This is a genomic window from Novosphingobium sp. 18050 (genome assembly GCF_902706195.1).
In the GTDB taxonomy this organism is placed as follows: domain Bacteria; phylum Pseudomonadota; class Alphaproteobacteria; order Sphingomonadales; family Sphingomonadaceae; genus Novosphingobium.
The window spans coordinates 145,454-170,165 of sequence record NZ_CACSJO010000010.1 but is presented as its reverse complement, the minus strand read 5'-3'; the positions used below and the strand labels follow the sequence as shown (position 1 = coordinate 170,165).

At 66.3% G+C, this 24,712-nt stretch carries 23 protein-coding genes; 12 read left to right on the top strand and 11 right to left on the bottom strand.

The genetic code is table 11. The features are described 5' to 3' along the window. Nucleotides 1-109: 109 nt before the first annotated feature. The 8 genes from GVL61_RS12330 to GVL61_RS12295 all read left to right on the top strand — a co-directional run bounded on the left by GVL61_RS12330 (nt 110) and on the right by GVL61_RS12295 (nt 6,316). Nucleotides 110-748, top strand: coding sequence for a MotA/TolQ/ExbB proton channel family protein (locus GVL61_RS12330; RefSeq protein ID WP_159980417.1), 639 nt, complete (start codon nt 110-112; stop codon nt 746-748). Next, a complete protein-coding gene (locus GVL61_RS12325; RefSeq protein ID WP_159980415.1) occupies nt 745-1,143 on the top strand; it encodes a hypothetical protein in 399 nt (132 codons plus the stop codon). Before GVL61_RS12330 ends, GVL61_RS12325 begins: the two co-directional genes overlap by 4 nt. Before the next feature lie 61 nt (nt 1,144-1,204). Then, nucleotides 1,205-1,702, top strand: a complete 498-nt coding sequence (locus GVL61_RS12320) for a flagella basal body P-ring formation protein FlgA (protein ID WP_159980413.1) — start codon at nt 1,205-1,207, stop codon at nt 1,700-1,702. A gap of 108 nt (nt 1,703-1,810) precedes the next feature. Continuing rightward, nucleotides 1,811-2,122 carry a flagellar biosynthesis anti-sigma factor FlgM gene (gene flgM / locus GVL61_RS12315; RefSeq protein ID WP_159980411.1) on the top strand — a complete coding sequence of 104 codons (312 nt, stop codon included), beginning with the start codon at nt 1,811-1,813 and terminating at the stop codon, nt 2,120-2,122. Next, on the top strand, nt 2,123-2,467 hold the full coding sequence (locus GVL61_RS12310) for a flagellar protein FlgN (RefSeq protein ID WP_159980409.1): 345 nt from the start codon (nt 2,123-2,125) through the stop codon (nt 2,465-2,467). Between the two features lie 77 nt (nt 2,468-2,544). Continuing rightward, nucleotides 2,545-3,429 carry a transglycosylase SLT domain-containing protein gene (locus GVL61_RS12305; RefSeq protein WP_235037658.1) on the top strand — a complete coding sequence of 295 codons (885 nt, stop codon included), beginning with the start codon at nt 2,545-2,547 and terminating at the stop codon, nt 3,427-3,429. After that, nucleotides 3,426-5,555, top strand: coding sequence for a flagellar biosynthesis protein FlhA (locus GVL61_RS12300; RefSeq protein WP_159980407.1), 2,130 nt, complete (start codon nt 3,426-3,428; stop codon nt 5,553-5,555). Before GVL61_RS12305 ends, GVL61_RS12300 begins: the two co-directional genes overlap by 4 nt. Before the next feature lie 5 nt (nt 5,556-5,560). Next, nucleotides 5,561-6,316, top strand: coding sequence for a sigma-70 family RNA polymerase sigma factor (locus tag GVL61_RS12295; protein WP_368667122.1), 756 nt, complete (start codon nt 5,561-5,563; stop codon nt 6,314-6,316). Nucleotides 6,317-6,335: 19 nt separating this feature from the next. Here the strand turns inward: GVL61_RS12295 and GVL61_RS12290 are convergent, their stop codons facing one another. Further along, nucleotides 6,336-7,412, bottom strand: coding sequence for an acyltransferase (locus tag GVL61_RS12290; protein WP_159980403.1), 1,077 nt, complete (start codon nt 7,410-7,412; stop codon nt 6,336-6,338). A gap of 398 nt (nt 7,413-7,810) precedes the next feature. After that, nucleotides 7,811-9,862: a protein-disulfide reductase DsbD gene (locus tag GVL61_RS12285; protein ID WP_159980401.1), complete on the bottom strand. Its 2,052-nt coding sequence runs from the start codon at nt 9,860-9,862 to the stop codon at nt 7,811-7,813. Between the two features lie 113 nt (nt 9,863-9,975). Here GVL61_RS12285 and GVL61_RS12280 point away from each other — a divergent pair, with 113 nt between their 5' ends. Next, entirely contained in the window at nt 9,976-11,673 is a 1,698-nt protein-coding gene (locus GVL61_RS12280; protein ID WP_159980399.1) for an alkaline phosphatase family protein, read from the top strand. Continuing rightward, the gene (locus GVL61_RS12275; RefSeq protein ID WP_159980397.1) at nt 11,673-12,935 is read left to right on the top strand and encodes an FAD-dependent monooxygenase; all 1,263 of its coding nucleotides are present in this window, start codon (nt 11,673-11,675) and stop codon (nt 12,933-12,935) included. The genes GVL61_RS12280 and GVL61_RS12275 overlap by 1 nt, the downstream gene beginning before the upstream one ends. A gap of 50 nt (nt 12,936-12,985) precedes the next feature. Here the strand turns inward: GVL61_RS12275 and GVL61_RS12270 are convergent, their stop codons facing one another. The 4 genes from GVL61_RS12270 to GVL61_RS12255 all read right to left on the bottom strand — a co-directional run bounded on the left by GVL61_RS12270 (nt 12,986) and on the right by GVL61_RS12255 (nt 16,973). Then, the gene (locus GVL61_RS12270; RefSeq protein ID WP_159980395.1) at nt 12,986-13,951 is read right to left on the bottom strand and encodes a TauD/TfdA family dioxygenase; all 966 of its coding nucleotides are present in this window, start codon (nt 13,949-13,951) and stop codon (nt 12,986-12,988) included. A gap of 13 nt (nt 13,952-13,964) precedes the next feature. Further along, entirely contained in the window at nt 13,965-14,855 is an 891-nt protein-coding gene (locus tag GVL61_RS12265; protein WP_159980393.1) for an SDR family NAD(P)-dependent oxidoreductase, read from the bottom strand. A 130-nt stretch (nt 14,856-14,985) separates the two neighbouring features. Then, complete coding sequence (locus GVL61_RS12260; protein ID WP_159980391.1) at nt 14,986-16,062, bottom strand: LLM class flavin-dependent oxidoreductase; 1,077 nt, start codon at nt 16,060-16,062, stop codon at nt 14,986-14,988. 26 nt (nt 16,063-16,088) lie between these two features. Then, nucleotides 16,089-16,973, bottom strand: a complete 885-nt coding sequence (locus tag GVL61_RS12255) for a TauD/TfdA family dioxygenase (protein ID WP_159980389.1) — start codon at nt 16,971-16,973, stop codon at nt 16,089-16,091. 220 nt (nt 16,974-17,193) lie between these two features. On the opposite strand from GVL61_RS12255, the gene GVL61_RS12250 reads away from it, so the two are divergent. Continuing rightward, the gene (locus tag GVL61_RS12250; protein ID WP_159980387.1) at nt 17,194-17,955 is read left to right on the top strand and encodes a TetR/AcrR family transcriptional regulator; all 762 of its coding nucleotides are present in this window, start codon (nt 17,194-17,196) and stop codon (nt 17,953-17,955) included. A 67-nt stretch (nt 17,956-18,022) separates the two neighbouring features. On the opposite strand, the gene GVL61_RS12245 is transcribed toward GVL61_RS12250, so the two are convergent. The 5 genes from GVL61_RS12245 to GVL61_RS12225 form a co-directional block, all read right to left on the bottom strand. After that, a complete protein-coding gene (locus GVL61_RS12245; protein ID WP_159980385.1) occupies nt 18,023-18,616 on the bottom strand; it encodes an NTP transferase domain-containing protein in 594 nt (197 codons plus the stop codon). After that, nucleotides 18,613-19,626, bottom strand: a complete 1,014-nt coding sequence (locus GVL61_RS12240; RefSeq protein WP_159980383.1) for an XdhC family protein — start codon at nt 19,624-19,626, stop codon at nt 18,613-18,615. The genes GVL61_RS12245 and GVL61_RS12240 overlap by 4 nt, the downstream gene beginning before the upstream one ends. Further along, entirely contained in the window at nt 19,626-20,258 is a 633-nt protein-coding gene (locus GVL61_RS12235) for a TetR/AcrR family transcriptional regulator (RefSeq protein ID WP_159980381.1), read from the bottom strand. The genes GVL61_RS12240 and GVL61_RS12235 overlap by 1 nt, the downstream gene beginning before the upstream one ends. Before the next feature lie 73 nt (nt 20,259-20,331). Further along, a complete protein-coding gene (locus tag GVL61_RS12230; protein ID WP_235037657.1) occupies nt 20,332-21,051 on the bottom strand; it encodes a murein L,D-transpeptidase catalytic domain family protein in 720 nt (239 codons plus the stop codon). Between the two features lie 153 nt (nt 21,052-21,204). Then, nucleotides 21,205-22,449: a polyhydroxyalkanoate depolymerase gene (locus GVL61_RS12225; protein ID WP_200844805.1), complete on the bottom strand. Its 1,245-nt coding sequence runs from the start codon at nt 22,447-22,449 to the stop codon at nt 21,205-21,207. Nucleotides 22,450-22,674: 225 nt separating this feature from the next. On the opposite strand from GVL61_RS12225, the gene GVL61_RS12220 reads away from it, so the two are divergent. After that, entirely contained in the window at nt 22,675-24,498 is a 1,824-nt protein-coding gene (locus tag GVL61_RS12220; protein WP_159980379.1) for an ABC transporter transmembrane domain-containing protein, read from the top strand. The last annotated feature ends 214 nt before the right edge of the window (nt 24,499-24,712 follow it).

Below are 24,712 nucleotides of genomic sequence, written 5' to 3'. Positions count from 1 at the left end.
CCCCCCAACCCACCGACCGGCAAGCCTTTGCCGCCCACCGGCAAATGCCCGCCCGAGGCTGAATTTGCCGCTTGCCGCCCCGTTCTCTGCTTCAAATGGAGTACGGCCGATGATCTCCCACACCCTGTTCGACCCTGCCGGCGCCGCGATCGTCGTCGGGGGCACCTGCCTTGCCACCGTGCTTCGCTGTGGTGTGTGGGATACCCGCATGGCCTTCGCCGGAGTGGCCCGGTTGTTGCGCCCGCGCTTTCGCAGCGCCCAGGCGCGGGCTGAGCTGGCTCCGCAGGTCCAGGAAATTCAGCAGGACGGTGTCATCCGCGCCGAACCCCACCACTTCGGCGACGAGGAATTCGATGCCGTCACCGATGCGCTGATCGGCTCGCGTTCCATGGGGGGGCTGCAGGGCGCCCACGCCTCGCACAAGCGCCGCCGTGTCGACCAGAGCCGCCGCGCGGTGCGCACGCTGGAGCAGGCGGCTGAACTTTCGCCGGTGTTCGGCCTCGCCGGTACGCTGGTCGCGCTGACCCGCCTGCCAGCCGATCCCGGCGCGGCGTCCGACTTCACCAGTGCCATTTCCATGGCTGTGCTGACCACGCTTTACGGGCTGCTACTGGGCAACCTCCTGTTCGCGCCGCTCGCGCGCATGATCGCCCGCCGCGCGGCGCAGGAGGAGCATGAGCGTCAGCGCGTGCTCGACTGGCTTGAAAGCCAGGTCGCGGGCGCTTTGCCGGGTGGGGGCAAGCGGTGAAAGGCACCAGTTCGTTCGGTTGGCAGACGTCGCTGGCCGACCTGTCCCTGATCCTGTTCATGCTGAGCGCCGCCTCGCTGCAAAATCGCCCGGCTGAGCAGGCAAAGGCTGACGCCCATCCCTCCGCGCAATCCGAACCTCTCGCGGTCTACCACGCCGCTGCCGATGCCCCGCCGCTGGGCGTGTGGCTGGAGCAGCAGGCGGCCGACCCACGCCAGCAACTCACCATAACTGCCCGCTACGGCGCCGCTCCCGGCGCGCGCGAGGCGGCTCTGACCCAGGCTGCGCGGCTGCTTGCCGAAGCCGGGGCGCAAGGCCGCGCCGCGCGCATCGTGGTGGAGCCGGGCGCTGGTCCCGCGCGTGTCGCACTGGCCTATGACGTGCCGGGGCGCTGAGAAGCTGGCACGGGACTTGCTGTGAGGGGGCGGTAGCTTCCTTACGCGCAAAGGTATCCGAATGCCCGCCAGTCTGTTCCTCCTTGCTACTGCCGTTTCGGCGCAGTTCGCTGATCTCGACGCCATAGACCGCCAGATCGCGAGCTTCACCGGCGCCCCGGCAGGCGAGATGGGCGGCGCGTCAACCCCGGTGGATCGCCGCCTGCGCCTTCAACCCTGCCATGCCGGCATCGCCATGTCGTGGCGCACGCAGGCGCAGGACAGCGTCGTCGTCCAGTGCGGCGACCCCTCCGGCTGGCGGCTGTTCGTGCCGGTCCGCAGCAACGGAGCCGGCGCGGGCGGCCCCGCCGTCATTTCGCGCGGCGATGCCATCGCGATAGCCGTTTCGGGCGATGGCTTCACCGTGTCCCAACCCGGCGAGGCGATGGAATCCGGCCCCGTAGGCGGCTGGATCCGGGTCCGGCCACTTGCGGCTCCCGGCGCCAGCCTTGCCGCCCGCAACCAGATGATGCGCGCGCGGGTCGAGCGGCCGGGGCTGGTTTCCGTGCCCTTGCCCTGACCGCAAATCCTGCCGGCAACCGGCAACTGGCAAAAACCTGCCGCCCGTCCCCTTTAAACTGCCGCGCCGATGTCGTTCTGGAAGACAGGACATCTCAAGGAGCGGCACATGCCACCTATCGAACTGGGATCCGCGCAGCGCATCGGCGCAGTCGATACCCGGCTGGCCCATGTGACGGGCGGTGACACGACCACGGTCAACGCCGCCGATGCGGTGGCGAAGGCCCGGACAACCACTTCCGTCTCGGCGGCTCCGGCCGTGGAGACATCGCAGGCCTTGAACGCGGGGGCTGCCCCCATCGACACCGACCGGGTCGCACTGATCCGCAAGGCGGTGGAATCGGGCAATTACCCCGTGGTTCCGGCCAAGATCGCCGACGCCATGATCGCGGCCGGCATGTTGCTCAGGAGTGCCCACTAAATGCCGACTTCCCAACTTCGCCCAAGCGAGCTTAGCGGTGCCCTGCGGCAAATGCTTGCCGTTCTGGAAGACGAGCGGCAGGCCCTTGCCGGTCTGGACCTCGACGCGATCGTCGGGACCACATTCGACAAGGACCGCCTGTGCGGGGCGCTGGATAGTCTGGGCGCGATCCATCTGGATGAGGAATGCCGCTCCATGCTGGACGCCGCGCGGCGGCTGAACGAGGTGAACCGGCAGGTCCGCAACATCATCGCGGCGAATGTGACGCGGCGGTTGAACGCGCTGACCGGCAGCCCGCAGCTCTACCGCATCCCGCCGGGCTACGCGATGGCGGCCAGGGGCTGACCGCCCGGACGCGCTTGGAAATCTGGCACGGCTCTTGCTGAAACGCTCCCGGTACATGGTGTGCCGGGAGTTTTGGTTTGAGCGACGGACAAGTCTTCGCAGGCATTGCCACCCGCGCCGTATCCGGCGGCTCGCAGGTACGCGCCGCGATCGCCCATGCGGCCGAGGCCACCGGCGTCGATTTCCAGTACCTCATGGCGCAGGCCAAGCTGGAATCGAGCTTCGATCCCAGCGCCCGCGCCGCCACGTCCAGCGCGGCGGGGCTGTACCAGTTCACCGCCGGGACCTGGCTTGCCACGATGGGCCGCCACGGCGCCGAACACGGCATGGGCTGGGCCAGCGACGCTATCCAGGGCGGCACGCTCGATGCTGCCACGCGGGCGCAGGTCATGGGGATGCGCTACGATCCGCAGGTTTCGGCGCTGATGGCGGGCGAACTCGCCGCCGACAACCGCGACGACCTTACCGCGCGCCTTGGCCGGGAACCTGACGCCGCCGAACTCTACCTCGCACATTTCCTTGGCTCGGCGGGGGCGGGGCAGTTCCTCGAAGCCCTGGCCCAGAACCCGAACCAGAGCGCGGCGGGTATCCTGCCCAAGGCCGCTGCCGCCAATCGCGGCATCTTCTTCTCGGGCGGCGCGCCGCGCTCGGTCGGGTCGGTCATGGCGCTGATGCGGGGCAAAGTCGCGGGCGCGATGGAGGACGACTTCCCGCCCGGCATTGGCGGGGAATGGACACCCGGCTCGCCCAGCCTCGGGTATGAGAACGTCGCCATGGAAGCCGCCAGCTACCAGCCCTCCGGCCCCATCGCGCGCGAGTTCAATGCAGGGCTTCCCGCCGCTGCCGCCGCAGGCCAGCGCTCGATGGCAGACACCCTGCAAGTCGCCTTCGGTACGTCCGGCTCAGCCGCCAGTGGACATGTCCGCGATGCTTACTCCAAGCTGGCGAGGCTTGGTCTGTGAACCTGCTGGGACGTATTCGAAACGCCGGAGCCATCGCGCTGCCGGCGGGCATTCTCGTGCTCATCGTGCTGATGATCGTGCCGGTGCCGGCTTTCGTGCTGGACGTGGCCTTCGTGCTCAACATCGCTTTGTCGGTGGCGGTGCTGATGGCGGCGATGAATGCGGAAAAGCCGCTCGATTTCTCGGCCTTCCCCTCGGTCCTGCTGTTCGCCACGCTGCTGCGCCTGTCGCTCAACGTCGCTTCCACCCGCGTGGTGCTGGTTCACGGGCACGAGGGCGAGGCGGCCGCCGGCAAGGTGATCGAGGCCTTTGGCGCCTTCCTCATCGGCGGCAATTTCGCGGTCGGCATCTTCGTGTTCCTGATCCTTGTCATCATCAACATGGTGGTGGTGACCAAGGGCGCGGGGCGCGTTTCGGAAGTGTCCGCGCGCTTTACGCTCGATGCGCTGCCGGGCAAGCAGATGGCTATCGACGCCGACCTCGCCGCCGGGCTGATGACCGCCGACGAAGCCAAGGCACGCCGCCGCGAAGTGGCGACCGAGGCCGACTTCTACGGCTCGATGGACGGTTCCTCGAAGTTCGTGAAGGGCGACGCGATCGCCGCGCTGCTGATCCTGGGCGTCAACATCATCGCCGGCTTCTGCCTGGGCATGATAAGCCACGGACTGACCGCGACGCAGGCCGCGCAGACGTATATCACGCTGGCCATCGGCGATGCGCTGGTGGCGCAGGTGCCCTCGCTGCTGCTGTCGATCGCCGCTGCGGTCATCGTCACCCGCGTCTCCGACAGCCGCGATCTTGCCGGGCAGATCGGCAACCAGTTTGCCGCTCCCGGCACGTGGTTGCCGGTGGCCGTGGTGCTGGGCGCGATGGGCATGATCCCGGCCATGCCGCAGAGCATCTTCCTGCCCGCCGCCGCGCTGGCGGGATGGATGTGGTATGCCCTGCGAAAGCGCGCCGAACGCGCCCTTATCGCCTCGGTCGAAGTGGCGGAACCTGCCGCCCCCGCAGACCCCTCGCGGATCGAGCTGGAGGACGTTTCCGACCACACCCTTGTCACCATCGAACTGGGTTACGGCCTTGTGCAACTGGTGGACGAGCGGCGCGGATCGCCGCTGGTCACGCGGGTTACAGGGGTGCGCAAGCAACTCAGCCAATCGTTCGGTTTCATCATGCCGCAGTTCCGGGTGCGCGATGCGCTGGACATGCCGCCGCACGAGTACCGGATCGTGCTGGGCGGCGTGAACCTGGGCGGCGCCGCGATCCGGGCCGACAAGGTGCTCGCCATCGATGCGGGTGAGGCCAGTCCCCGTCACGCCCTGCGCGGCGAGGCGACCTGGGATCCCAGCTTCGGCTGCCCCGCCCTGTGGATCGACCCCGCCGCGCGCGACCACGCCACCGCCGAGGGGTTCCTGACCGTCGATCCCGGCACCGTCATCGCCACGCACCTTAACCAGTTGCTCTCGGCCCGCCCGCAGGATCTGCTTGGCCCCGATCAGGTGCGGGCGCTGATCGAATCGCTCAAGGAGCATTCCGCCGGTCTGGTCGAGACGGTGTACCCCGCGCCGCTGGGCCTTGCGGGCGTCACCCGCCTGCTGCGCGCGCTGCTGGAGGACTACATTCCGATCGCGCATCTGGTGCCGATCTTTGCCAGCCTCTCACGCGCCGTCCAGCAGACTGTGGACCATGATCGCCTGGTCGAACTGGTGCGGGCCGATCTTGGCGCGCTGATCGTCGGGCGGGTCTGTCCGCCCAGCCAGCGCCTGCCGGTGGTGACGCTGGATGCCGGGCTGGAGGCCGCGATCGTGCAGGGCATGGTCGATCCCGCCACCGGCCAGCCGGTGATCGAACCCGACCTCGCCCGCATGATCGGCGAGCGTATCACCGCCCTTGGCGAGGCGCGCGGCCCCCACGCGATCCCGCTGACGCTGGTGGTGCAGCCCCGCGCGCGCCGGGCGCTGGCGGCGCTGCTGCGACTGCGCGCGCCGGGGTGCCTCGTCCTCTCGATTTCCGAACTGCCCGCGACCCAGCCGATCGAAGTCATCGACGTGATCGGCGCCGCCGCTCCGCCGCAGGAACCGCGCGGCCTTCCCGCACCTGAAAACGCCGAAAGCATGGCTGCATGAACCAGATGTCCTTTTCGACCGCTTCCCCGTCCGCTTCCCCGTCCGCTTCTCCGGCCGCGATGCGCGCCTATCGGGGCGACGTGGCCGACCGGGTGCGACGCTTCCTGCCGATGGTGCGGCGGCAGGCCTGGCACGTCCACGGCAGCGGACGGCCGGGGATCGAGCTTGAGGATCTCGTCCAGGCGGGCCTCGTCGCGCTGACCGAGTGCGCGCAGAAGCACGCCGGGCCGACCGAGGACGGCTTTGCCGCTTACGCCAAGATGCGCGTGCGCGGGGCGATGGTGGACATGATCCGCCGCAGCCTGCCGATGTCGCGCGGGGCGGGAGAGCGGCGGCGCCTGCTGGCCGAGAAGGAAACTGCCCTGCGCGGCAGCCTTGGCCGTGAACCACAGCCGCGCGAACTGGCGCAGGCGATGGGCATCGGCGAGCAGGAACTGGCCTCGCTGCGCGCGTCCAGCCAGCCGCTGCGCTTCGATTCGCTGGATGATGCCTATTCCGACCAGAACATGGCCTTCGCCGCCGAGACGCCCGACAGCTTCGCGATGCTGGCGGGCGAGGAAACGCGCGGCGCGGTGATCGCGGCGATCACCGACCTGCCGGACCGGCTGAAGCTGATCGTCCAGCTCTACTTCGTGGAGGAACTCAACCTGGCCGAGATCGCCGAAGTACTGCAGGTTTCGGTGCCGCGCGTGCATCAACTGAAAGCGCAGGCGATCGAGAAGCTGCGCGCCAGCCTTGAGGGCGTGGCCGAGGTTCTGTGAAGGCGCCCGATGCGCCGTGTCAGGCGGTGGCGGTCTCCAGCCTGGCTTTGGCCTGCCTGGAACGGGGCAGCCGCAGCCCCAGCCAGCGCGTCAACGGTCGCTCGAGGCAGACGTGCAGGGCGAGGCCTGCCGCGGTACTCAGGAGGACGTAAAATAATACGGCGGCGATCGGAAGTTCGCGTGCCAATGCTTCACCCCCGATGCGTTTGACGACCCCGAACAGCAAGGGGTGGACGAGGTACAAGCTGTAGGACGAGTCGCCCGCCAGGATGAGCCAGCGCGGTACTTTGACGTGGCTGGATGCAAGGATCGCCGATGACGCGAGCACCGCTCCCAATGCCAGCACGGCGATCCGCCACCAGACAGAAGCGCTATGATCCGGGACAAGCGCCTGCTGCAATATGAGCATGACGACGCACCCGGCAGCGAGCACCAGAAACGGACGCCGATTTTGCAGCGAGGGGTATGATTTGTGAAGTACGGCCAGACCGATACCCAACAGGAATGGCAGCAGCAGAGGGTCTGTCCACTCCTGCGCGAGCGTTTCGGGATCATGGTAGCGCCAGATGGGATTTAGAATCTGGTCGGTGAGGAGGAGCACTCCCAGCGTGCAACATAGCAGCATCAGGCCGCGCCGGACGAGAAGCGACACCGCGAACAGCACGTAGAAGAACATCTCGAAGTTAAGCGTCCAGCCGACGCCGAGCAGCGGGCGTATTAGATGGCCGTGGACGATGTAGGGAATGAACAGCAGCGATTGCATCACCTGGACCGTTCCCACGGGTTCGGCATTTCGCAGGATGACCGCCAGGGCGAGCATGGTCATCAGCCAGTATAGCGGGACGATGCGGATCAACCGTTTCTGGAGAAACGAGACGGAGGCTCCGGGCATCCCGAACGTGCCGCGGCTGATGTAGACCATGATGAAGCCGCTGACGGTGAAGAACATCAGAACGCCAAGTGAGCCCAGCAGATCGTACGATTGAGCCGGAAGCCCGAGCGAACCGTAGCTACCGGCCCAGGCTGCCCCGTGAGCGATCACGACGAACCAGGCCGCGACAGCGCGTAACCCTTGTACGGCGTCCAAACGTTGCATGTAGCCCCACCTGATTGCCTCGTTCCCGCTACTAGGTTCCCGGATTTCCGGACGTAAAATAATGGGCAGTGCTAACCGGGTAAAAGTATCTACCCCAAAGCACCGGCGCCGCATTGGTGTCCGGTGCCGTCCTGAGAGCAAGCCACTCATCGATAGGACAATGTCGCTCGCCGCCTGAATTCCAGTGCTAGCGGTATCCGCGCGCTGGCAAGGGACGCTCATTCGAGTCGGTCGGTGCGCGCCGATATGCACTTGCATCGCAGATTTAACCGTGCGGCGATTCTTGCCGCCGCTGCAGAGCGCGCGTCAGCCGCCGGGAAAGCGTACGGCGATGCTGCCTGGGAAGTAAGCCGGCCTGCCTTGATGTTTCACCCCTGCCTTCGCGGGAGAGGCGGGGCTTAACTTCCCGCCTTTTCCGCGAGCAGCGCCGGGGTCAGTACCTGCGGCAGAGTCTCGGGTTTTCCGCCCTTCGCGTACCACACGTAAAGCGGCACCCCCGCCGCACCTTGCGCGGTGAGGTAGCGGGTGATCTCGGGATCGCGGCGGGTCCAGTCGCCGCGCAGGACGACGACCCCGGCCTTCTCGAAGGCCGCCTTCGTGTCCTCGCGTTCGATGGCGACTTCCTCGTTGACCTTGCAGGTCAGGCACCAGTCGGCGGTCATCCAGACGAAGACCGGCCTGCCCTCACGCTGCGCCCTAGCCAGGGCGTTGGCCGAGAAGGGTTTTGCGTTGATGATAGACGAGGTTTCGCCGGGCTGATGCTGCGGTTCGGGCATCGTCAGGACACCGACGGCAAGGATGGCGAGAGCCAGACAGGCAGGCACCAGAGCCCGGCGGCCGCGACGCTGGTTTCGCCCGGCAAGCGCGAGCAGTGCGACCAGCATGGCCGCCAGCGCCAGCACGTATGACAGCGTGGCCGAGCCGCCGAGACGCCACACCAGCCATGCCAGCGCCAGCGCGGTCAGCGCCATGGGCACGGCCATGATCCGGCGGAAGGTGACCATCCACTTGCCGGGACGGGGCAGGCGCCGACGCAGGGCCGGTACGAAGGCGATTGCGAGGAAGGGCAGCGCGATGCCCAGGCCCAGCGCCGCGAACAGCGTCAGCGCAGGGATCACCGGCAGGAGCAGGGCGGCACCCATCGCGCTTGCCATGAACGGGCCGGTGCAGGGCGTGGCGACGAAAGCGGCGAGCAGGCCCGTGGCGAAAGAACCTTGCGCGCTGCCACCGCTGGCGAATCCTGGCACCGCGAATTCGAACAGGCCAAGCAGGTTGGCCGTGATCGCCACAGCCAGCGCGAAGAGCGTGACGACGACTGCCGGTTCCTGCAACTGGAACGCCCAGCCGACCTGCTCGCCGCCCGCGCGCAAGGCCAGCAGGCCCGCGCCGAGGATCAGGCAGGCGGTGATGACACCGGCGGAATAGGCCAGTCCTTCGATCCGTGCATGGGCTTCGCTTTCGCCGGCCCGGGCCAGGCTCAGCGCCTTGAGCGACAGGATCGGGAAGACGCAGGGCATCACGTTGAGCAGCAGGCCGCCTGCCACTGCCGCCAGCAGCAGCCACGGCAGGGGGGGAAGCTCGGGCGCTTCGGTATCGCTCGCCACCGGCTCGCCGCCAGTGGCTACCGGTCCGGGAATGGCGGTAAGGGCGATGCCGTTGCCGAAGCCGTCGAGGCGCAGCACGGCGTCTACCGTCCCGGCCTCGCGGGCGGCGAAATCGGCGCGCGGGATGGTTACGAGCAGGAGGTCACCCTTGCGGCTGAACATCTGCGCCGCAGCGTAGTTGACCAGCTTGTCCTCGCGCACGAACAGGTGCGGCATCTCCAGCTTGACCGAGGCGGGCAGGGGTATGGCGAGGCGCAGGGTCTTATCGGTCAGCGCGAAGGCGGCAGGTGCATCGAGCGGGGCGGGCAGGGCGCGTGTCCACTCGTCGAAGCGCTTGGCGGTCTGCTTGTCCGGCGCCGCGCCGACAACGATCTCGGTGGCGAGTTCGGCGCGTTCGGGGACGCACAGCTGCTCGGTACAGGCCAGCCACTGTGCCTTGACGCGGATCGGCAGGCGGGTGCCCGCAGCCGCCTTGGCGGGCAGCGCCACCGGCAGCAGGACCGCATATTCCTTTTCGTAGACGTGGTTCATCAGCCCCTGCACCACCAGCGTGCGGGGCACCGGGTAGGCCGGCTCGCCAACGCTGGCGCCTTCGGGAAGCTCCCATGCCAGCTGCATGCCCAGGCCGGCGTCGCCGGGATTGATCCAGTAGCCGTGCCAGCCTTTTTCGGGCGACATGCGGATTGCCAGCGTCGCCTTGCCGTCCACGGTCGGACCGGCGACCAGCTCTGCCGCGATATGGGTGGGTGCCGCCCGGGCCGGCAGGGCACTTGCGAGAAAGACTCCCAAAAGCGCCGTGAGTTGACATAGAACCGTCATAAGGGCGGCGTAGCGGCGCGAGGTCATGATGCTTCCCGTGTGTTGGCCAATGGGCTTGCACTACCCATGCACGCGGGCGGCGGTCCGATCACCGATGCATTTGCTCTCAACGCGCAGACTTTTCAAGGAACCTCCCCCAAATGCGGCTCCCCAAACTTCCGATGGCCTTTTCATCGCTCGCTGTTGCCCTGGCGCTTGGCGTTGCCGCTCCGGCCTTCGCGCAGGAAGCAGACGCTACTGCGCCCGCTGCCGCGCCTCCCGCCGCCCCCGCTCCGAAGACGCCCCCGAAGCTGATCGTGGCGATCTCGGTGGACCAGTATTCCGCCGACCTTTTCCAGCAGTACCGCGAGCGCTACACAAAGGGCCTCGCGCGTTTGCTGCAGGGCACGGTGTTCCCCTCAGGCTTCCAGTCTCATGCCGCGACCGAGACTTGCCCCGGGCACTCCACCCTGCTGACCGGCGTACACCCCAATCGGACGGGCATCATCGCCAACAACTGGTTCGTTCCCGGCATCGGCCGCGAGGACAAGCAGGTCTACTGTTCCGAAGACGAGACGAATCCGAAGAGTACCTCGGAGGATTCGGTCATCAGCCCCGATCACCTCAAGGCGCCGACTCTGGGCGATCTGCTCAAGAAGAAGAACCCCGCCAGCCTCAACGTAGCGGTTTCGGCCAAGGACCGCGCGGTGGTGATGATGAGCGGCCACACTGCCGATGCGGGCTACTGGCTCAAGGGCAAGGGCTTCACCAGCTTCGAGGGGCGCAAGCTGTCCCCCGCCGCGCTGGCCGAGAACAAGGCGCTCGCCGCCACGGTCGCCGCAGGTGCCGGTGAGCTGCCGGTGCCGGGCTGGTGCGGTGACGTCGATCGGCCGACCAATGTGGGCGGTTTTACCATCGGCACCTACCGCTTCCCGCTCAAGGCAGGCGATATGAAGGGCTTCGCGAACAGCCCGCGTATGGATGAGGCGACCACCGACCTCGCGATCCGCCTGCTCGACGAGATGCCGCTGGGCAAGGACGATGTGCCCGACGTGCTTTCGGTCAGCTACTCTGCCACCGACAAGGTCGGCCATGCCTACGGCAACGAGGGCGTCGAGATGTGCATCCAGATGAACGTTCTCGACCAGACGATCGGCACGCTGCTTGGCGCCCTCGATGCGCGCGGGCTGGACTATGTGGTCGTGCTCAGCGCCGACCACGGCGGCGCCGACGCGCCCGAGCGGATGAAACTGCAGGGCGTACCCGAAGCTGCGCGCCTTGACGTGTCGCTGACCGATGAGGGGCTTTCGGCCTCTGTTTCCAAAGCCACGAAGATTACCCCCAGCTCCGGGCCGTTGCTCTACGGTGCGGGCGGTTCCGGTGATATCTGGCTGAACGCAGGGCTCACCTCGGCGCAGCGCAAGAAGGTGATCGCCGAGCTGGTCAGGCAGCTCAAGGCCAATCCGCAGATCTCCGGGGTCTACACCGCGGAGGAACTGAAAAACGTCAAGGTTCCCCGGGGCAATCCGCAGGACTGGAGCGAAATCGAGATCGTTGCTGCCTCCTTCGATCCCGAGCGTTCGGGTGAAGTGCTGATGATGACGAAGCGTGCCATCGTGCCAGGCACCAAGGCCGTGCCCGGCTATACCGCCACCCACGGCAGCCGCTGGGACTACGATCGCCGCGTGCCGATGCTGTTCTGGCGCAAGGGCCAGGTCCGCATGGAGCAGGCGCAGCCGGTGGAGACGGTGGACATCGCGCCGACGCTCGCCGCGCTGGTGGGCCTGAGCGAACCTGCGGGAACTTGGGACGGCAGATGTCTCGACATCTACGCCGGGGAGTCCGATAGCTGCTCGTGATGAGCGACTCGAATACGACTGCACCGAATACGGCCACTACGCCCTCCACGGGTGAACGCCGTGACCTGATCATCCTGGGGGGCGGCCTCGTTGGCATGACGCTGGCGCTGGCCGCCGCCCGGGCCGGGATCACTTCCCACGTTATCGACCGGGCCGACCCGGCCGATCTCGTGGCCGAAGGCGCCGACGCGCGCGCCTCGGCGATCTCGACGGCGAGCTGGAACCTGTTCACGAATATCGGCCTCGCAGGGCGGCTTAAACCGCTCGGCTGCCCGATCGATTCCATCGCCGTCACCGACGGGATGAAGCCCGGCCGGATCGACTTCACGCCCAAGCCGGAAGAAGGCTCGCTGGGCCGCATGTTCGCCAATCGTGACTTGCGGATCGCCTTGTTCGACGCCGCGCGCGAGGAGCCCGCCATCGCCTGGCATGTGAAGACCGAGGCGGTGCGCCGGGATCGCGGTCCCCACGGCGTCGAGGTTGAGCTTGCTGACGGGCGCGTACTTACCGGCTCGCTGCTGGTGGCTGCCGAGGGCCGCCAGTCGCCCACCCGCGACGAGGCGCGCTTTGCGCTCGCCAAGTGGGACTACAACCACCGCGCCACCGTGGCGGCGCTGTTCCACGAAAAGTCGCATGAAAACACGGCCTGGGAAATCTTCTACCCCGCTGGTCCCTTCGCGCTGTTGCCGCTGCTCGACGATGAACAGGGGCGCCATCGCAGCGCGCTCGTCTGGACCGTGGCCGAAAAGGATGCGGCCGGGGTCATGGCCATGCCCGAGGCGATGTTCGTCAATGAGGTGGCCTCGCGGATGCAGGGTGTGCTGGGCGCGATTTCGCTCGCGGCACCGCGCATGAGTTATCCCTTGCGCTTCCACCATGCGGGCCGCGTGGTGGACGAGCGCCTTGCGGTGATCGGTGATGCTGCGCACGGGATGCACCCGATCGCGGGGCAGGGGCTCAACCTCGGCCTGCGCGATGTCGGCGCGCTGGTGGAAGTCCTTACCGAAGGCATGCGCCTGGGGCTGGAACCCGGCGATGCGCAGATGCTCGCACGGTATGAGAAGTGGCGCAGCCTCGATGCCTTCATGGTGATGTCGGTGACGGACGGGCTGACCCGCCTGTTCGGTATTCCGGGCCGTCTGCCCAGCGCGGCGCGGCGTCTGGGCATGGGCGCAGTGCAGCGCCTGCCCGCGCTCAAGCGCTTCTTCATGGACGAGGCCCGAGGCATGTCGGGCAAGCTTCCGGAATTGCTGCGGGCATAGCCGCTGAATCGTCGTCCCGGATCACGTCCGGGACGACGATGGCCTCAGCCTCAGTACGTCCGTTCGAGGATCTTGTTGTCGCTGGAGGCACCGCCCTCGAAGTATCCCAGCCCGTAGTCCCCCTTGATCGTGGTTCGCTGCATGCGCCGCGCATACTGCGGATCGTGGCCGCTGACCGCGTGAAGCACGCGCCAGTTGTCCCAGATCAGCATGTCGGTGGGCTTCCATTGGTGCCAGTAGGACACTTCCTGCGCCTGCGCGAAGATGGCTTCGCTGACGGCATCCAGCAGCGCGGCGCCTTCGGACGTCTCGTTGCCCTCGATCCCTTCTGCCATCCAGGGAGAGACGTGGAGCACCTTTTCGCCGGTCTCCCGCGTCCACACGGCGGGATGGACAGCGCGCGGTGTACCGCGAGCGGCTTCCATCACCGCTGCGGAGCCGGGGTTTTCCGCAAGACAGCGATAGTCCTTCGGCGCGCCGAAGTGGAAGTCCTTCATCACCACGTTCATGCGGTAGAGCACGTTGCGTCCCTCGATCGCTTCGCGCAATTCCGGAGAAAGCCGCTTGTAGAGTTCGATGCCGTCGACGAAGCCGGTCAGTCCCCCCTCGGGCGGAATGTCTATCGCGCGCAGCACCCCCGCGCGGTTGAGTTCGTTGTTGTACGCATGGTCGAAGTGCCAGGGCAGCCACTGTGTCACCTCGCGGCCACCCACAAAGATCCGTCCCTCGGGAAAGGGCCGGCACACCATGTCGATGACGCCCGGCATGGCGTTCGCGTCGACGCGCGGCACGGCCTTGCTGGGGTGGTCCTTCATCGGTCCGAATATATCCGACAGTGCGACGTGCATCGCCCCGCTCGGCTCCACGTTCTCGAACACGATCATGCCGTGGCGGGTGAACAGCGCGTTTATCTCGTCACGCACTGCCTGGTCCTGGGTCTCGGCGAGGGTGATGCCGCTGACGCGTACGCCGAAGTCGCGGCCCTCAATCAGTGGGCGGATGCTTGGTTGGGCCATGGTTTTTCTCCCGTTACGAATGCACCAGTCTGGCGCCCTGGGGATTGGCCTCGGGCGTGCCGTGCTTCGCGTGCCATTCGTCTGCCGCATCGTAGCAGGCCTCGACAATTCCCGAATAGGTACGCCTGAAGTGGGTGCGCTGGTCGGGGTGATCGAAAACGAAGGCGCGATTGGCCATCACGGCCTCCAGCACCATCGGCGCGATCGCTTCCGGCGTGTAGAAATCGTGAGAGTGGGCAACGCTGGAGGCCGAGGTGACTTCCAGTTCACCCTCTCCGGGGCCGCCGAAGCGGGCCGGGCGGTAGCGGGGGTTGTTCTCCTTCATCCCGGTGGCGACGCCGCCCGGACAATAGCTGGTGGTATGAATGCCGTGCTCGGCCAGTTCGAGGCCGAGGTTCATCATCAGTCCGATGATCCCGGCCTTTGCAGCGGAGTAGGGCGCGTGGAGCGGAATCCAGCCCGGCAGCAGGCCTGCCATCGAAGCTGTTGCGCATATATGTCCTTCGCCCGCAGCGATCATATCGGGCAGGAAGGCGCGCGTGGTGTTCATGACCCCGTGGAGGTTGACCTGCAGAATCCAGTCGACGTCATCGTCGCTCATCTCGGCCAAGGGGTCGAACGAGGTGGCTCCGGCATTCGCGAAAAGCAGCTGGACCGGGCCGAAGGCCGCATCGACAGCGTTCTTCATTTCACGAATTGAGGCGCGGTCGCAGACGTCACAGGCGAGCGCGATGGCCTCGCCGCCCTCGGCGCGGATCATGGCGGCGACCTTTTCGGCATTGTCCGCCATGATGTCCGCCACGGCTACCCGGGCGCCCTGCCGCGCAAGTTCTTTCGCCAGCCCCATGCCGATGCCGTTGCCGCCGCCGGTGACGACGGCGGTACGTGCCGAAATCTGGGTCATCGTTTCTCTCCCGTTTCAATTGCGCGCCGGTTGTCATTGCGAGAAGGCGAAGCCGGCGGCGCAGTCCGGGGCCGTTTGGGGCTGCCCCGGATTGCGGCACGCCTGCATCGGCTCGCAATGACGGGCGATGCTACGCCATCACCGGCTCTTCTGCCTTCAGCAGCGGCATGACCTTGTCGGCAAAGAGTTTCATCTGTTCGTACACGTCTTCGTAGGGCATGCCGCCGAAGCTGAAGTTTGCGATGATCTCATAGTCCCCGACCATCGCCTTGCGTTCGAGGTGCTTCTCGTAAAGCTCCTCCGGCGTACCGATCAGGTTGCCGTTCACATAGTCCTTGTATGCCTTGTCCGGCCCGCCGCGCGCGGCCGCCATGTCGCCCATGTAGGCATAGGTCGCGTAGCTGGGCAGCTCCTTGAAATGCGGGCTCATGAACTCGTAGTGGCTCGCGACCTGCTGGAACTGCGCGGCAAAATACTTGTCGGTATAGTCGACTACCTTGGCGCGGTCGGCGAAGCAGACCATGAAATCCGAGATGATGAAGGGCGGCGCGGTCTTGCCGTGCAGGGCCTTGAAGGTGTTTCGGTACTTGTCGATCTCGGGCATGGCCTTGGACCAGTCGCCCTGGCTGAAACGCAGCGCCTTGAGGCCGTATTCGGCGGCGATTTCGCACGAGGATGGCGACATCGACACCATCACGCAGCGGTCGCGCGTCCAGTCCTGCGGCCGGGGCCGGATTTCGGCGCGGGGCTGCTGGTACCACTTGCCGTTCGCCTCGACGATGCCGGTTTCCAGCCCCTCCATGATGATGAGAGCGGCTTCGTCGAACATTTCGCGCGAGTCGGCGAGAGTGACGCCGAACTTGTCGAACTCGCGGCGCGCCGCGCCCCGGCCCATGCCCAGATACAGCCGGCCTTCGCACAGGGCGTCAAGCATCGCGACTTTCTCGACCACCCGCAGCGGGTCGTTCCAGGGCAGGATGACGGCGGCGGGCATCAGTTTGATGGTCTTCGTCTTCGCCGCGACCCAGCTTAGAGCCTGCAGCGGGTCGGGGCAGGCGGCGTAGTCGGTGAAGTGGTGTTCTACCATCGCCGCGAAGTCGAAGCCCATCGCCTCGGCCTCGACCGCAAGCTGGGTTTCCTTGCGAAAGAATTCGTAATCGGGCAGCCCATGAAGATTCTGGTAGCCCAGGTGTACGCCGACCTGCATCGCTTCTTCTCCTGATCGCTTGTTTTTTACGCGGCGGTTTCGACCGCCCGCTCGGGCGCGGTGACGGCTTCCTCGCCATTGAGCGTGCACCGATGGAACTCGCGCTTGCTTGCCGCCTCGAAAGGCATGGCGCGGTGCATCATCCCGGTATTGTCCCAGATGGCGAGATCGCCCAGCTGCCACTGGTGCCGGTAGGTGTATTTTTCCTGGGTGGCATGGGCCATGAGCCGCTGGAGCAGGTCGTGGCTCTCGGCCGGGTGCATTCCCTCGACCCAGGCTGCCGAGGTGCTGAGCACCAGCGACTTGCGCCCCGACTTGTGCTGCCACACCAGCGGGTGCGAGCGCTGCGGGTAGCTGGACCACATCGCGAACTCTTCCGGGGTACAATCGCGTTTGGCGGGAAACAGCGCGGCCTGCATCGTGTGAACGACGCGCAGGGTGCCCAGCCGTTCGCGTTCTTCAGCCGGCAAATCCTCGTAGGCCGCGTAAGTGCTGGCGAACATCGTGTCGCCGCCTTCCTGCGAGAGGCAGTACGGGGTGAAGAGCGTGGCGAAGGGCGGCACCTGTTCATATGTGCCGTCCATGTGCCACAGCAGGTTGCCGAACAGGTATCTGGCGTATTCCGGGTTCACCTCGGGGTCGAGGCTTACCTTGAGAACGCCTTCTTCGCCTTCTTTCAGCACTTTGCCGTCCGCAGCGCGTTTCGCCGATCCGATCCGCAGATCCCCCAGCGAACGCGCGGCGGTGCGCAGCTCCTCGTCGTCGAGGTGCAATCCGCGAAACACCAGCACGCCGCGCGAGACCAGCAGTTCGCGAATATCCGAAGCCAGTGCGCCGCCCAGAAGCGCGGCCTTGTCCAGCCTGACTTCGGACCCGATCCTCGGCGTCAATGGGGTCGACGTGAAAGCCATCGTCCATCCTCTCTCAAACAGTGCGGTCCGGCGCCGCTTTGCGTGACGTCCTGTTACCGTATGTTACCTTGATCGTTTCAATAGCACTGATTCGACGCCTAGTCACGGCTAAATTAGCAGGGGGATCCATAATAAGGCTCTGCCATCGTTTCAAATGGGCGTTGCGGGTCTTTGTCGGCGGCGCTACCGTGGCTGGGATTTGGGGCGGAAAGGGTGTTTGGTGCCTGACAGCGATTTAACGGAAGGGCAGGCCCGACGCCGGCCGGGGCGTCCTTCGCTCAGCAACGAGGAACTGCTCGACAAGGCGCTCGACCTGTTCCTCGAAAAAGGGTTCGCGGGCACCAGTATCGACGCCATCTGCGCCGCTGCCGGTATGGCAAAACGCACTGTCTATGCCCGCTACGGCGACAAGGAGACCCTGTTCAAAGCCGCGCTCAGCCGTGCCATCGAGGACTGGCTGGTCCCGATCGACCACTTGCGTGCGCAGGAAAGCGAGGACTTCGAGGCCAGCTTGATGCGGATCGGCGCTATTCTGGTCGAGAACGTGCTGGGTGCGGCGGGGCTGCGGCTCTTGCGGCTCACCAATGCGGAAAGCGTGACGATGCCCGAGATCGCGATGGAGAACGTGCGCCTCGGCACCGACCCGACCCTGCACTATCTGGCCGATCTTTTCCGCCGGCATCTCGGCGGCCCCGAGGGCGACTTTGCCGAAGCGGACGATGCCGCACAGGCGTTTCTCAGCATCGTGGTCGGGGGGCCGGCGAGCAATGCGGCATGGGGCATGCGCATGGATACTTCCGCGATCGGGCGGCATACTCGCTATTCGGTGCGGCTGTTCCTGCACGGAGTGCTTGAGCGCGGCAGTCTGCTGCCCGTACCGGGGGAGGGCGACGAACTGGTGCGTTTGCTGCGCGAGGCGGAAGATGGCCTGACCCTGGCGCGGCAGCGGGTTGAGCAGGCGGGACGACTGTTGCGCGACTGATTTTCGGCGGTAAGGCGGGACCGAACAGGCGGGATCGAATTCGTGCGCCTGAACGGTCGGCTGGACTCTAGGCCCGCGCCAGATCTTCCGGGCGGTCCACGTCGAAATGGATTGCGGCGTCGGCGCAATCGACGAATATCACATCGTCCCGGCGGCGCAGCAGGCGTCCGGCGCCTTCGTCCCCGGTGAGGACACAGATGTCGGCAAAAGCGCGTGAGGACAGCAGAACCGGATGGCCGGGGCGGCCGCCCTGGCGCGGCATGGCCGCATAGGCCGGGCCGATCGCTGCGGCGAGGCGCGCGGCCAGCCCGTGCGGGATTCGCGGCATGTCACCAAGGAACACAAAGGCGCCTTGGGCACCGTCGGCCGAGGCGATGCCGGCCTTGAGTGTGTCGGAAAGTGCCGCGCTGGCAAGACGCACGACCTCCACCTCGGGCTCGTCGGGCCACAGGTCGAGGGGGAGGCCGGGCCGCGCGACGACCACGACTTTTGCGACGGGCGCGGCGCGGGCGGCGCGGATCGCGTGGGTCAGCAGGGGGACGCCGTCCAGCAGAGCAGAGAGCTTGTCGCTGCCGAAACGGGCGGCGTGGCCGGCGGCAAGGACCACCGCCACGAAAGAGGTGTCAGGCGGGATGGCGGGCGGGCGATGATCGGCGCTCATGCGCGCTCACGCGCCGGATTGAGAGCCTGCATGATTTCGGCAATGATGCCCGTAGCCACTTCCCATGGCGATTTGCCCAGGCCTGGAACGCCCGGTGAGAGGTGCAGCCGGGCCAGTTCCTCGGCGCTGGCGCCTGCCGCTTCCAGCGCGGCAAGGCGTTCGCCCGCGCGCGACTTTGCGCCGATCATGCCGACATATCCGGCGTGCCCCCGTAGCGCGGCAAGGCAGCCGGCCAGATCGTGGTGATCCTCGTGCGTGGCGCCAAGATAGGCCGTCCAGCGATCGACCTTGAGCCGGGTGAGCGCTTCGGAGGGTTCCTCGCGCAAATACTGCGCTACCGGGAAGGGGGGCGGCGCGTGGGGGCCGCCGGGGCGCAGTACGATCGTCTCGAATTGCGCCATCGCTCCCAACCGGGCAGCCGCAAGCGCGCCGGGATCGCCGCCCGACACGATCAGCCGGCGCGGCGGGTCATAGCGGCGGGCGATGCGGAACGGTTCGTTCGTGAAGGACAGCAGCGGGCCGGCATCCTCGGTGACGGACTGCGTCTCGCCGTCGCTGACCCAAGTGCAGGAGCGGCGCTCAGCTGCGTGCCGCAGCAGGCTGCGCAAGGCGGGCGAATCGCTCGTGACGCGTTCGAGAAGGACGTGGAGGGCGCCGCCGCAGCGCAGTCGCAAGTCTATCCATGGACTGCCCATGCCGTAGTGCAGCCTCCGGGGCTTGCCATCGGCGAGAACTCCGGCGGCATGGCTGGCGACATCGCCTTCGATGCAGTCGCCCGAGAAGTAGCCGCTTGCGGAGACGCCGCCATCGACCCCGGCCGCAAACAGCATCTGCGCGCCCGGCCCTCGCGGAGCGCTGCCGGCGACCTGATATAGCGTCGCCAGTGCAGCCGGCCGGCCGGCCGCAACGTGCCCGGCAAGCGCGGGACGGATATCGTCGACCCAGCCGAACTCGGGCCAGTCGGCGCTTTCGATCTCGCCGGTGAGGGGCTGGTCGACGAGGATTGCCATCAGGCCCCCGCGGGCTCGCGCTCCCCGGCGCCGCGCTCAAGCGTGTCGCCGACCAGGGGAGCGATCACAAGGCGGTGCAGGATGTTTGCGACCTCCTGCGGTGAGGGCGAGGGGCTTGCGCTGGAGTCGGCCTGTGCCAGCCACCATGCCAGGATGTCGAAGGTCGAACTTGTGCCATGGACTACGCCCAGGTCCTGGGGCAGCCAGTCCTTGGTCGGGGTAGTATCGTCGACGAGGCCGCGCGCCTGCCGGATGAATTCCTCACGCACCAGTCCCGCCGCGCCGCCCGTCAATAGCGCCGACCACAGCAGCGCATGATCGGCGACATGGCGGCACAGGGCCATCGTCGATTGATAGCTGTTAGCTTCGTAGAGGATCGGGATCGTCCGTTCGAGCAAATCGGCGATTTCGGCCGAGGCGACATCGGCTAGCAGCGCTTCCTTGGTGGGATAGTGGCGGAAGAAGGTGGCATAGCCGGTGCCCGCGCGCGCAGTGATCTCGCGGATGGTGAGCTGGTCGAAGGATTTTTCCTCGAGCAGCGCAAGCAGGGCGGCGTTTAGCGCATTGCGCGAACGTACCTGCCGGGCATCGGTGGGGGCACTGCGTTTGAGGCCATTGAGGCTGGTTTCCATGATCCACCCCGTATCATTGGGAGGGTCCCGTGTCTAACCGGCCTTGACGTTTGTCTGTTGCGTGGGCGGAGGATCAGCCTTCGCCGATGCGGTCCGCGAACAGCAGGCGTCCACCCGAGATGTGCCAGAGCGCTTCGTTGAAGTCGGTATTGCTCATAGCGAAGCAGCCTTCGCTGCGACCGAGCTTGCCCCACTTTTCGATCATGGTGGGGTCCACGTACCAGGCCGGGTGCATGACGATCGCGCGTGGCAGCGCCATTGAGTTGTCATTGTCCAGCCCGACGAGGCGGATTGAGGTGCCGTATTTGCCCTTGTACCACTCTGCGGTGAGGTAGGCCCCGCGCGAGGTGGCCTCGGAGCCGGGGGTGTTGGAAAAGCTTTGCAGCCAGCCACTGTGCGCCGGGTCGGAGCCGCGTCCGTGGGCGACCAGGAACGAGCGAACGGTCCCGTTCTCCAGATTGGCGAAGTGCAGGCGCGGTTTCCACGAGGGCTGCGCGAAATCGACGATGCCGACGATGTCCGCGCGCCACAGGTGCCCGCGCACGCGCTGCGCCTGAAGCGAGGCGACCTGAAGGACGCGGTTCTGATATGAGGTCAGTCCGCTGGCCAGCGCCGGAGCGGAGGAAAGGCCGGTCGGGAAGGTGCTTGCCAGAGTGGCGGGAGCGCCTTCGCCGGGTGCTGCCACGCCGGAATTGAGTTCTTCCGCCGCGAAGGCGCGGGATGGCAGGGCGAGGCCGAGGCCTGCGACCAGACTGCCCTGAAGTACTTTCCGCCGGGAATGGGTGCGATCCATAGTTGCACTAATAACACAACAGGTCGCAGCGATCTACCGTCTCGTCGAGCGGTCGGCGCACCGGCGGAGCGCTCTGGCGCAACTGCGCGGGGCGGCGGCAATCCATAGGAATGCGTGGTCCCGGTCCGTGTCCGGGACCACGCGGGTTCTGCGTCAGGCCACAACTTTCAAAGACTTGCGGCTGTGCTGGGCGATCCAGTCTTCCACCACCGGGGCGATTCGATTGCGCCACTTGCTACCGTTGAAGATGCCGTAATGACCCACTTCCTCGGCGAGGTAGTACTTCTTGCGCTTCTCGGGCAGGTGGCTCGCCAGGTGCAGAGCGGCGCGGGTCTGGCCAATGCCGGAGATATCGTCACGCTCACCCTCGACCGCCAGGAGTGCCGTGTCGCGGATACCCGACAGATCGATGACCTCGCCGCGGTGGACGAATTCGCCCTTGGGCAGCGAGTGCTTCTGGAACACGTGTTCGACAGTCTGAAGATAGAAGTCGGCGGTCATGTCGCAAACCGCGCGGTATTCATCGTAGAACGCCTTGGTGGAATCGGCGCTGTCGCCGTCGCCGGCAACCATGTGCTTGAACATGCCATAATGGCTCATCATGTGGCTGCCCAGGTTCATCGCCATGAAGCCGGCCAACTGCAGGAAGCCCGGATAGACCTGGCGGCCCGCACCCGGATACATCTGCGGCACGGTGGCGACGACGTTGTTTTCGAACCATGACAGCGGCTGCTGCATTGCCACGTCGTTGACGCTGGTGGGTGCTTCGCGGGTGTCGATCGGGCCGCCCATCATGGTCAGCGTGGCGGGGCGGCAGGGGTGTTCCTTCGCGCCCATGATCGCGGTGGCCGCGTAGGCGGGGACTGAAGGCTGGCACACCGCCAGCACATGCGCACCGGGCCCGATGTGTTCGAGGAAGCCGATCACATAGTCGATATAGTCGTCGAGGTCGAACCTGCCGGCGCTGGCGGGAACCAGCTTGGCGTCGGCCCAGTCGGTGATGTAGACCTCGCAGCTTTCCGCCATGCGTGCCACGGTGCCGCGCAGCAGCGTGGCGTAATGGCCACTCATCGGTGCGACAATCAGCAGCTTGGGGACATTTGCGGGCAGGCCCGGATGCTCGAATCGCAGCAGGTTGCCGAAGGGACGGTGGACCACGATCGATTCGGTCACGGGATAAATCTTTCCGCCCACGGTCACCGTCTCGATGTCGAAAGCGGGCTTGCCGCGCGGCGCAGCGGCGTGTGCGAATACGTCCAGTGCCGAGGCCATGACGGGGCCGAAGCCGAAGTAACCCATTGGAAGCTTGGGATTGCTAAGCATTTCCGCGCCGACCGAAGCCCAGGCGGCGGCGCCGCTCAGCATCGTGCGCTGCAATTCATAGGCGTTGTAAAGCAAAGTGATTCTCCTGGCCGAAATTCGGCCGTCAATCGGGCAATTAATCCACGATCTGGGCACTAGGGCTTGATGGTGCAATGCGGCAATTACGAAATCAGTCAGTCTTATTTCGCGCAACACCATCGCTTCGTCGCGAAGCTGCCATGTTCTGACGCTCTGGCTTGCCGGCAGCCCTTGTACGAAGGGGGCCTTTTCCTTGGCGGCGCTAGGCTGTAAGGGCGCGCAATGGACGCGACGCAGGGCATTTCCGCTTCATCTGAAGACACAGCCGCACCGGCACAGCGCAGCAGGAGCCTTGGCCCCTTGCGCATGGTCTGGCGAGAGATGCTCAAGTATCCCGGCTGGATGGCCACGGCAGGCCTGGCGCTGATCACCACGGCGACCTCGACGCTGGCGATCCCCTTCGGCTTCCGGCAGATCATCGACCAGGGGTTCGCGAAGGGGGCCGATCCTCATGCGATCCGCTGGTGGTTCGCGGCTCTGCTCTGCGTGGTGGTTGTGCTCGCCGTCGCGACCGCGATCCGGTTCTATTCGGTCTCGTGGCTGGGGGAGCGGGTCATCGCCGACATCCGCCTCAGGGTGCAGCGGCACATGCTTACGCTGGCCCCCGGTTTTTTCGAGGAAAACAGTCCCAAGGAAATCTCCTCGCGCCTGACCGCCGACACGGCGATCATCGAACAGATCGTGGGCACAACGGTATCGGTCGCGCTGCGCAATGCCATCATGGCGATCGGCGGGGTATTCTACCTCTTTGCGCTGGAGCCACGGCTGACCGCGGGTCTGATCATCGCCATTCCCGTTGTGATCGTGCCTATCGCCATTTTCGGACGGCGGCTGCGGGCCGTCTCGCGATCGAGCCAGGACCGCGTTGCTGACATCGGTGCGCTGACCGGCGAAGTGCTTGGCGCGATAAAGATAGTGCAGGCGTTCAATCAGGAAGGCCGGGAGCATGAGCGTTTCACGGCTGCTGTCGAGCGCACGTTCGATACCGGCAAGAAGCGCATTTTTATCCGCTCGGTCATGACCGCTGTGATCATGTTCCTTATCTTCGGTTCGATCACCGTCATCATGTGGTGCGGAGCCGTCGGAGTCGCCGCCGGCTCGATCACGGGCGGCACGATTGCCGCCTTCGTGGTCACGGCGGGCATCGTCGCGGGTGCTTTCGGCTCGCTGACCGAGGTCTATGGCGACCTTGTGCGCGGTGCAGGCGCGGCCAGCCGCCTTGCCGAACTGCTGGGCGAGCGCCCTGCCATTGCCGCGCCTGCCCGCCCCCTGCTGCTGCCCGAGCCGCCGCGCGGCAAGCTCGCGTTCGAGCGGGTGACGTTCCGTTATCCCTCGCGTCCCGAACTGCCGGCACTGCACGATTTCAGCCTGACCATAGAGCCGGGCGAGACGGTAGCGATCGTCGGCCCCTCGGGTGCCGGCAAGTCGACACTGTTCCAGCTGGCCGAGCGTTTCTACGATCCGCAGAGCGGCGCCATCAAGATTGATGGAGTGCCGCTCGCCTCTGCCGATCCGGGGCAGATTCGCGCGCGGATCGCGCTTGTCCCTCAGGACGGAGTGCTGTTCGCTGCCAGCGCCCGCGACAACCTGCGCTATGGCAACTGGCAGGCGGACGACGCCGCGATCTGGGAAGCGGCCAAAGCGGCCAACGCGGAAGGCTTCCTGCGTGCGCTGCCGCAAGGCCTGGATACGTTCCTGGGCGAAGACGGCGCACGGCTTTCGGGCGGCCAGCGCCAGCGCATTGCGATTGCCCGCGCGCTGCTGCGTGACGTGCCGATCCTGCTCCTCGACGAGGCGACCAGCGCGCTCGATGCCGAGAGCGAGCGACTGGTGCAGGACGCCCTCGAAAAGTTGATGGCCCACCGCACCACTCTGGTCATCGCCCACCGTCTCGCCACTGTGCGCCAGGCCGACCGCATCATCGTCATGGATGACGGCCGCATCGTCGAACAGGGCACGCACGAAAGTCTGACGCGGGCCGGCGGCCTCTACGCGCGCCTTGCCTCACTGCAGTTCGACAGCCCGCCGATCGTTCCGCTGGGCTGAAGCCTGCCCGAACAACACATCCACGAGTGCGATCAATGGTGGGCGCAGCCTGTGTGGGCGTCTCCTCGCGGACACACGTCTGCCGCGTTCGAGCGTGATTTGGGCGCTCACCGCAAGGCAGAGCCGATCTGACGCCATTTTCGACTGGCATTGCGCGACATGACAATTATGTTGCGCGCCATCGAGGGCCTTCGTGGCCCTGCCGTAATATCCT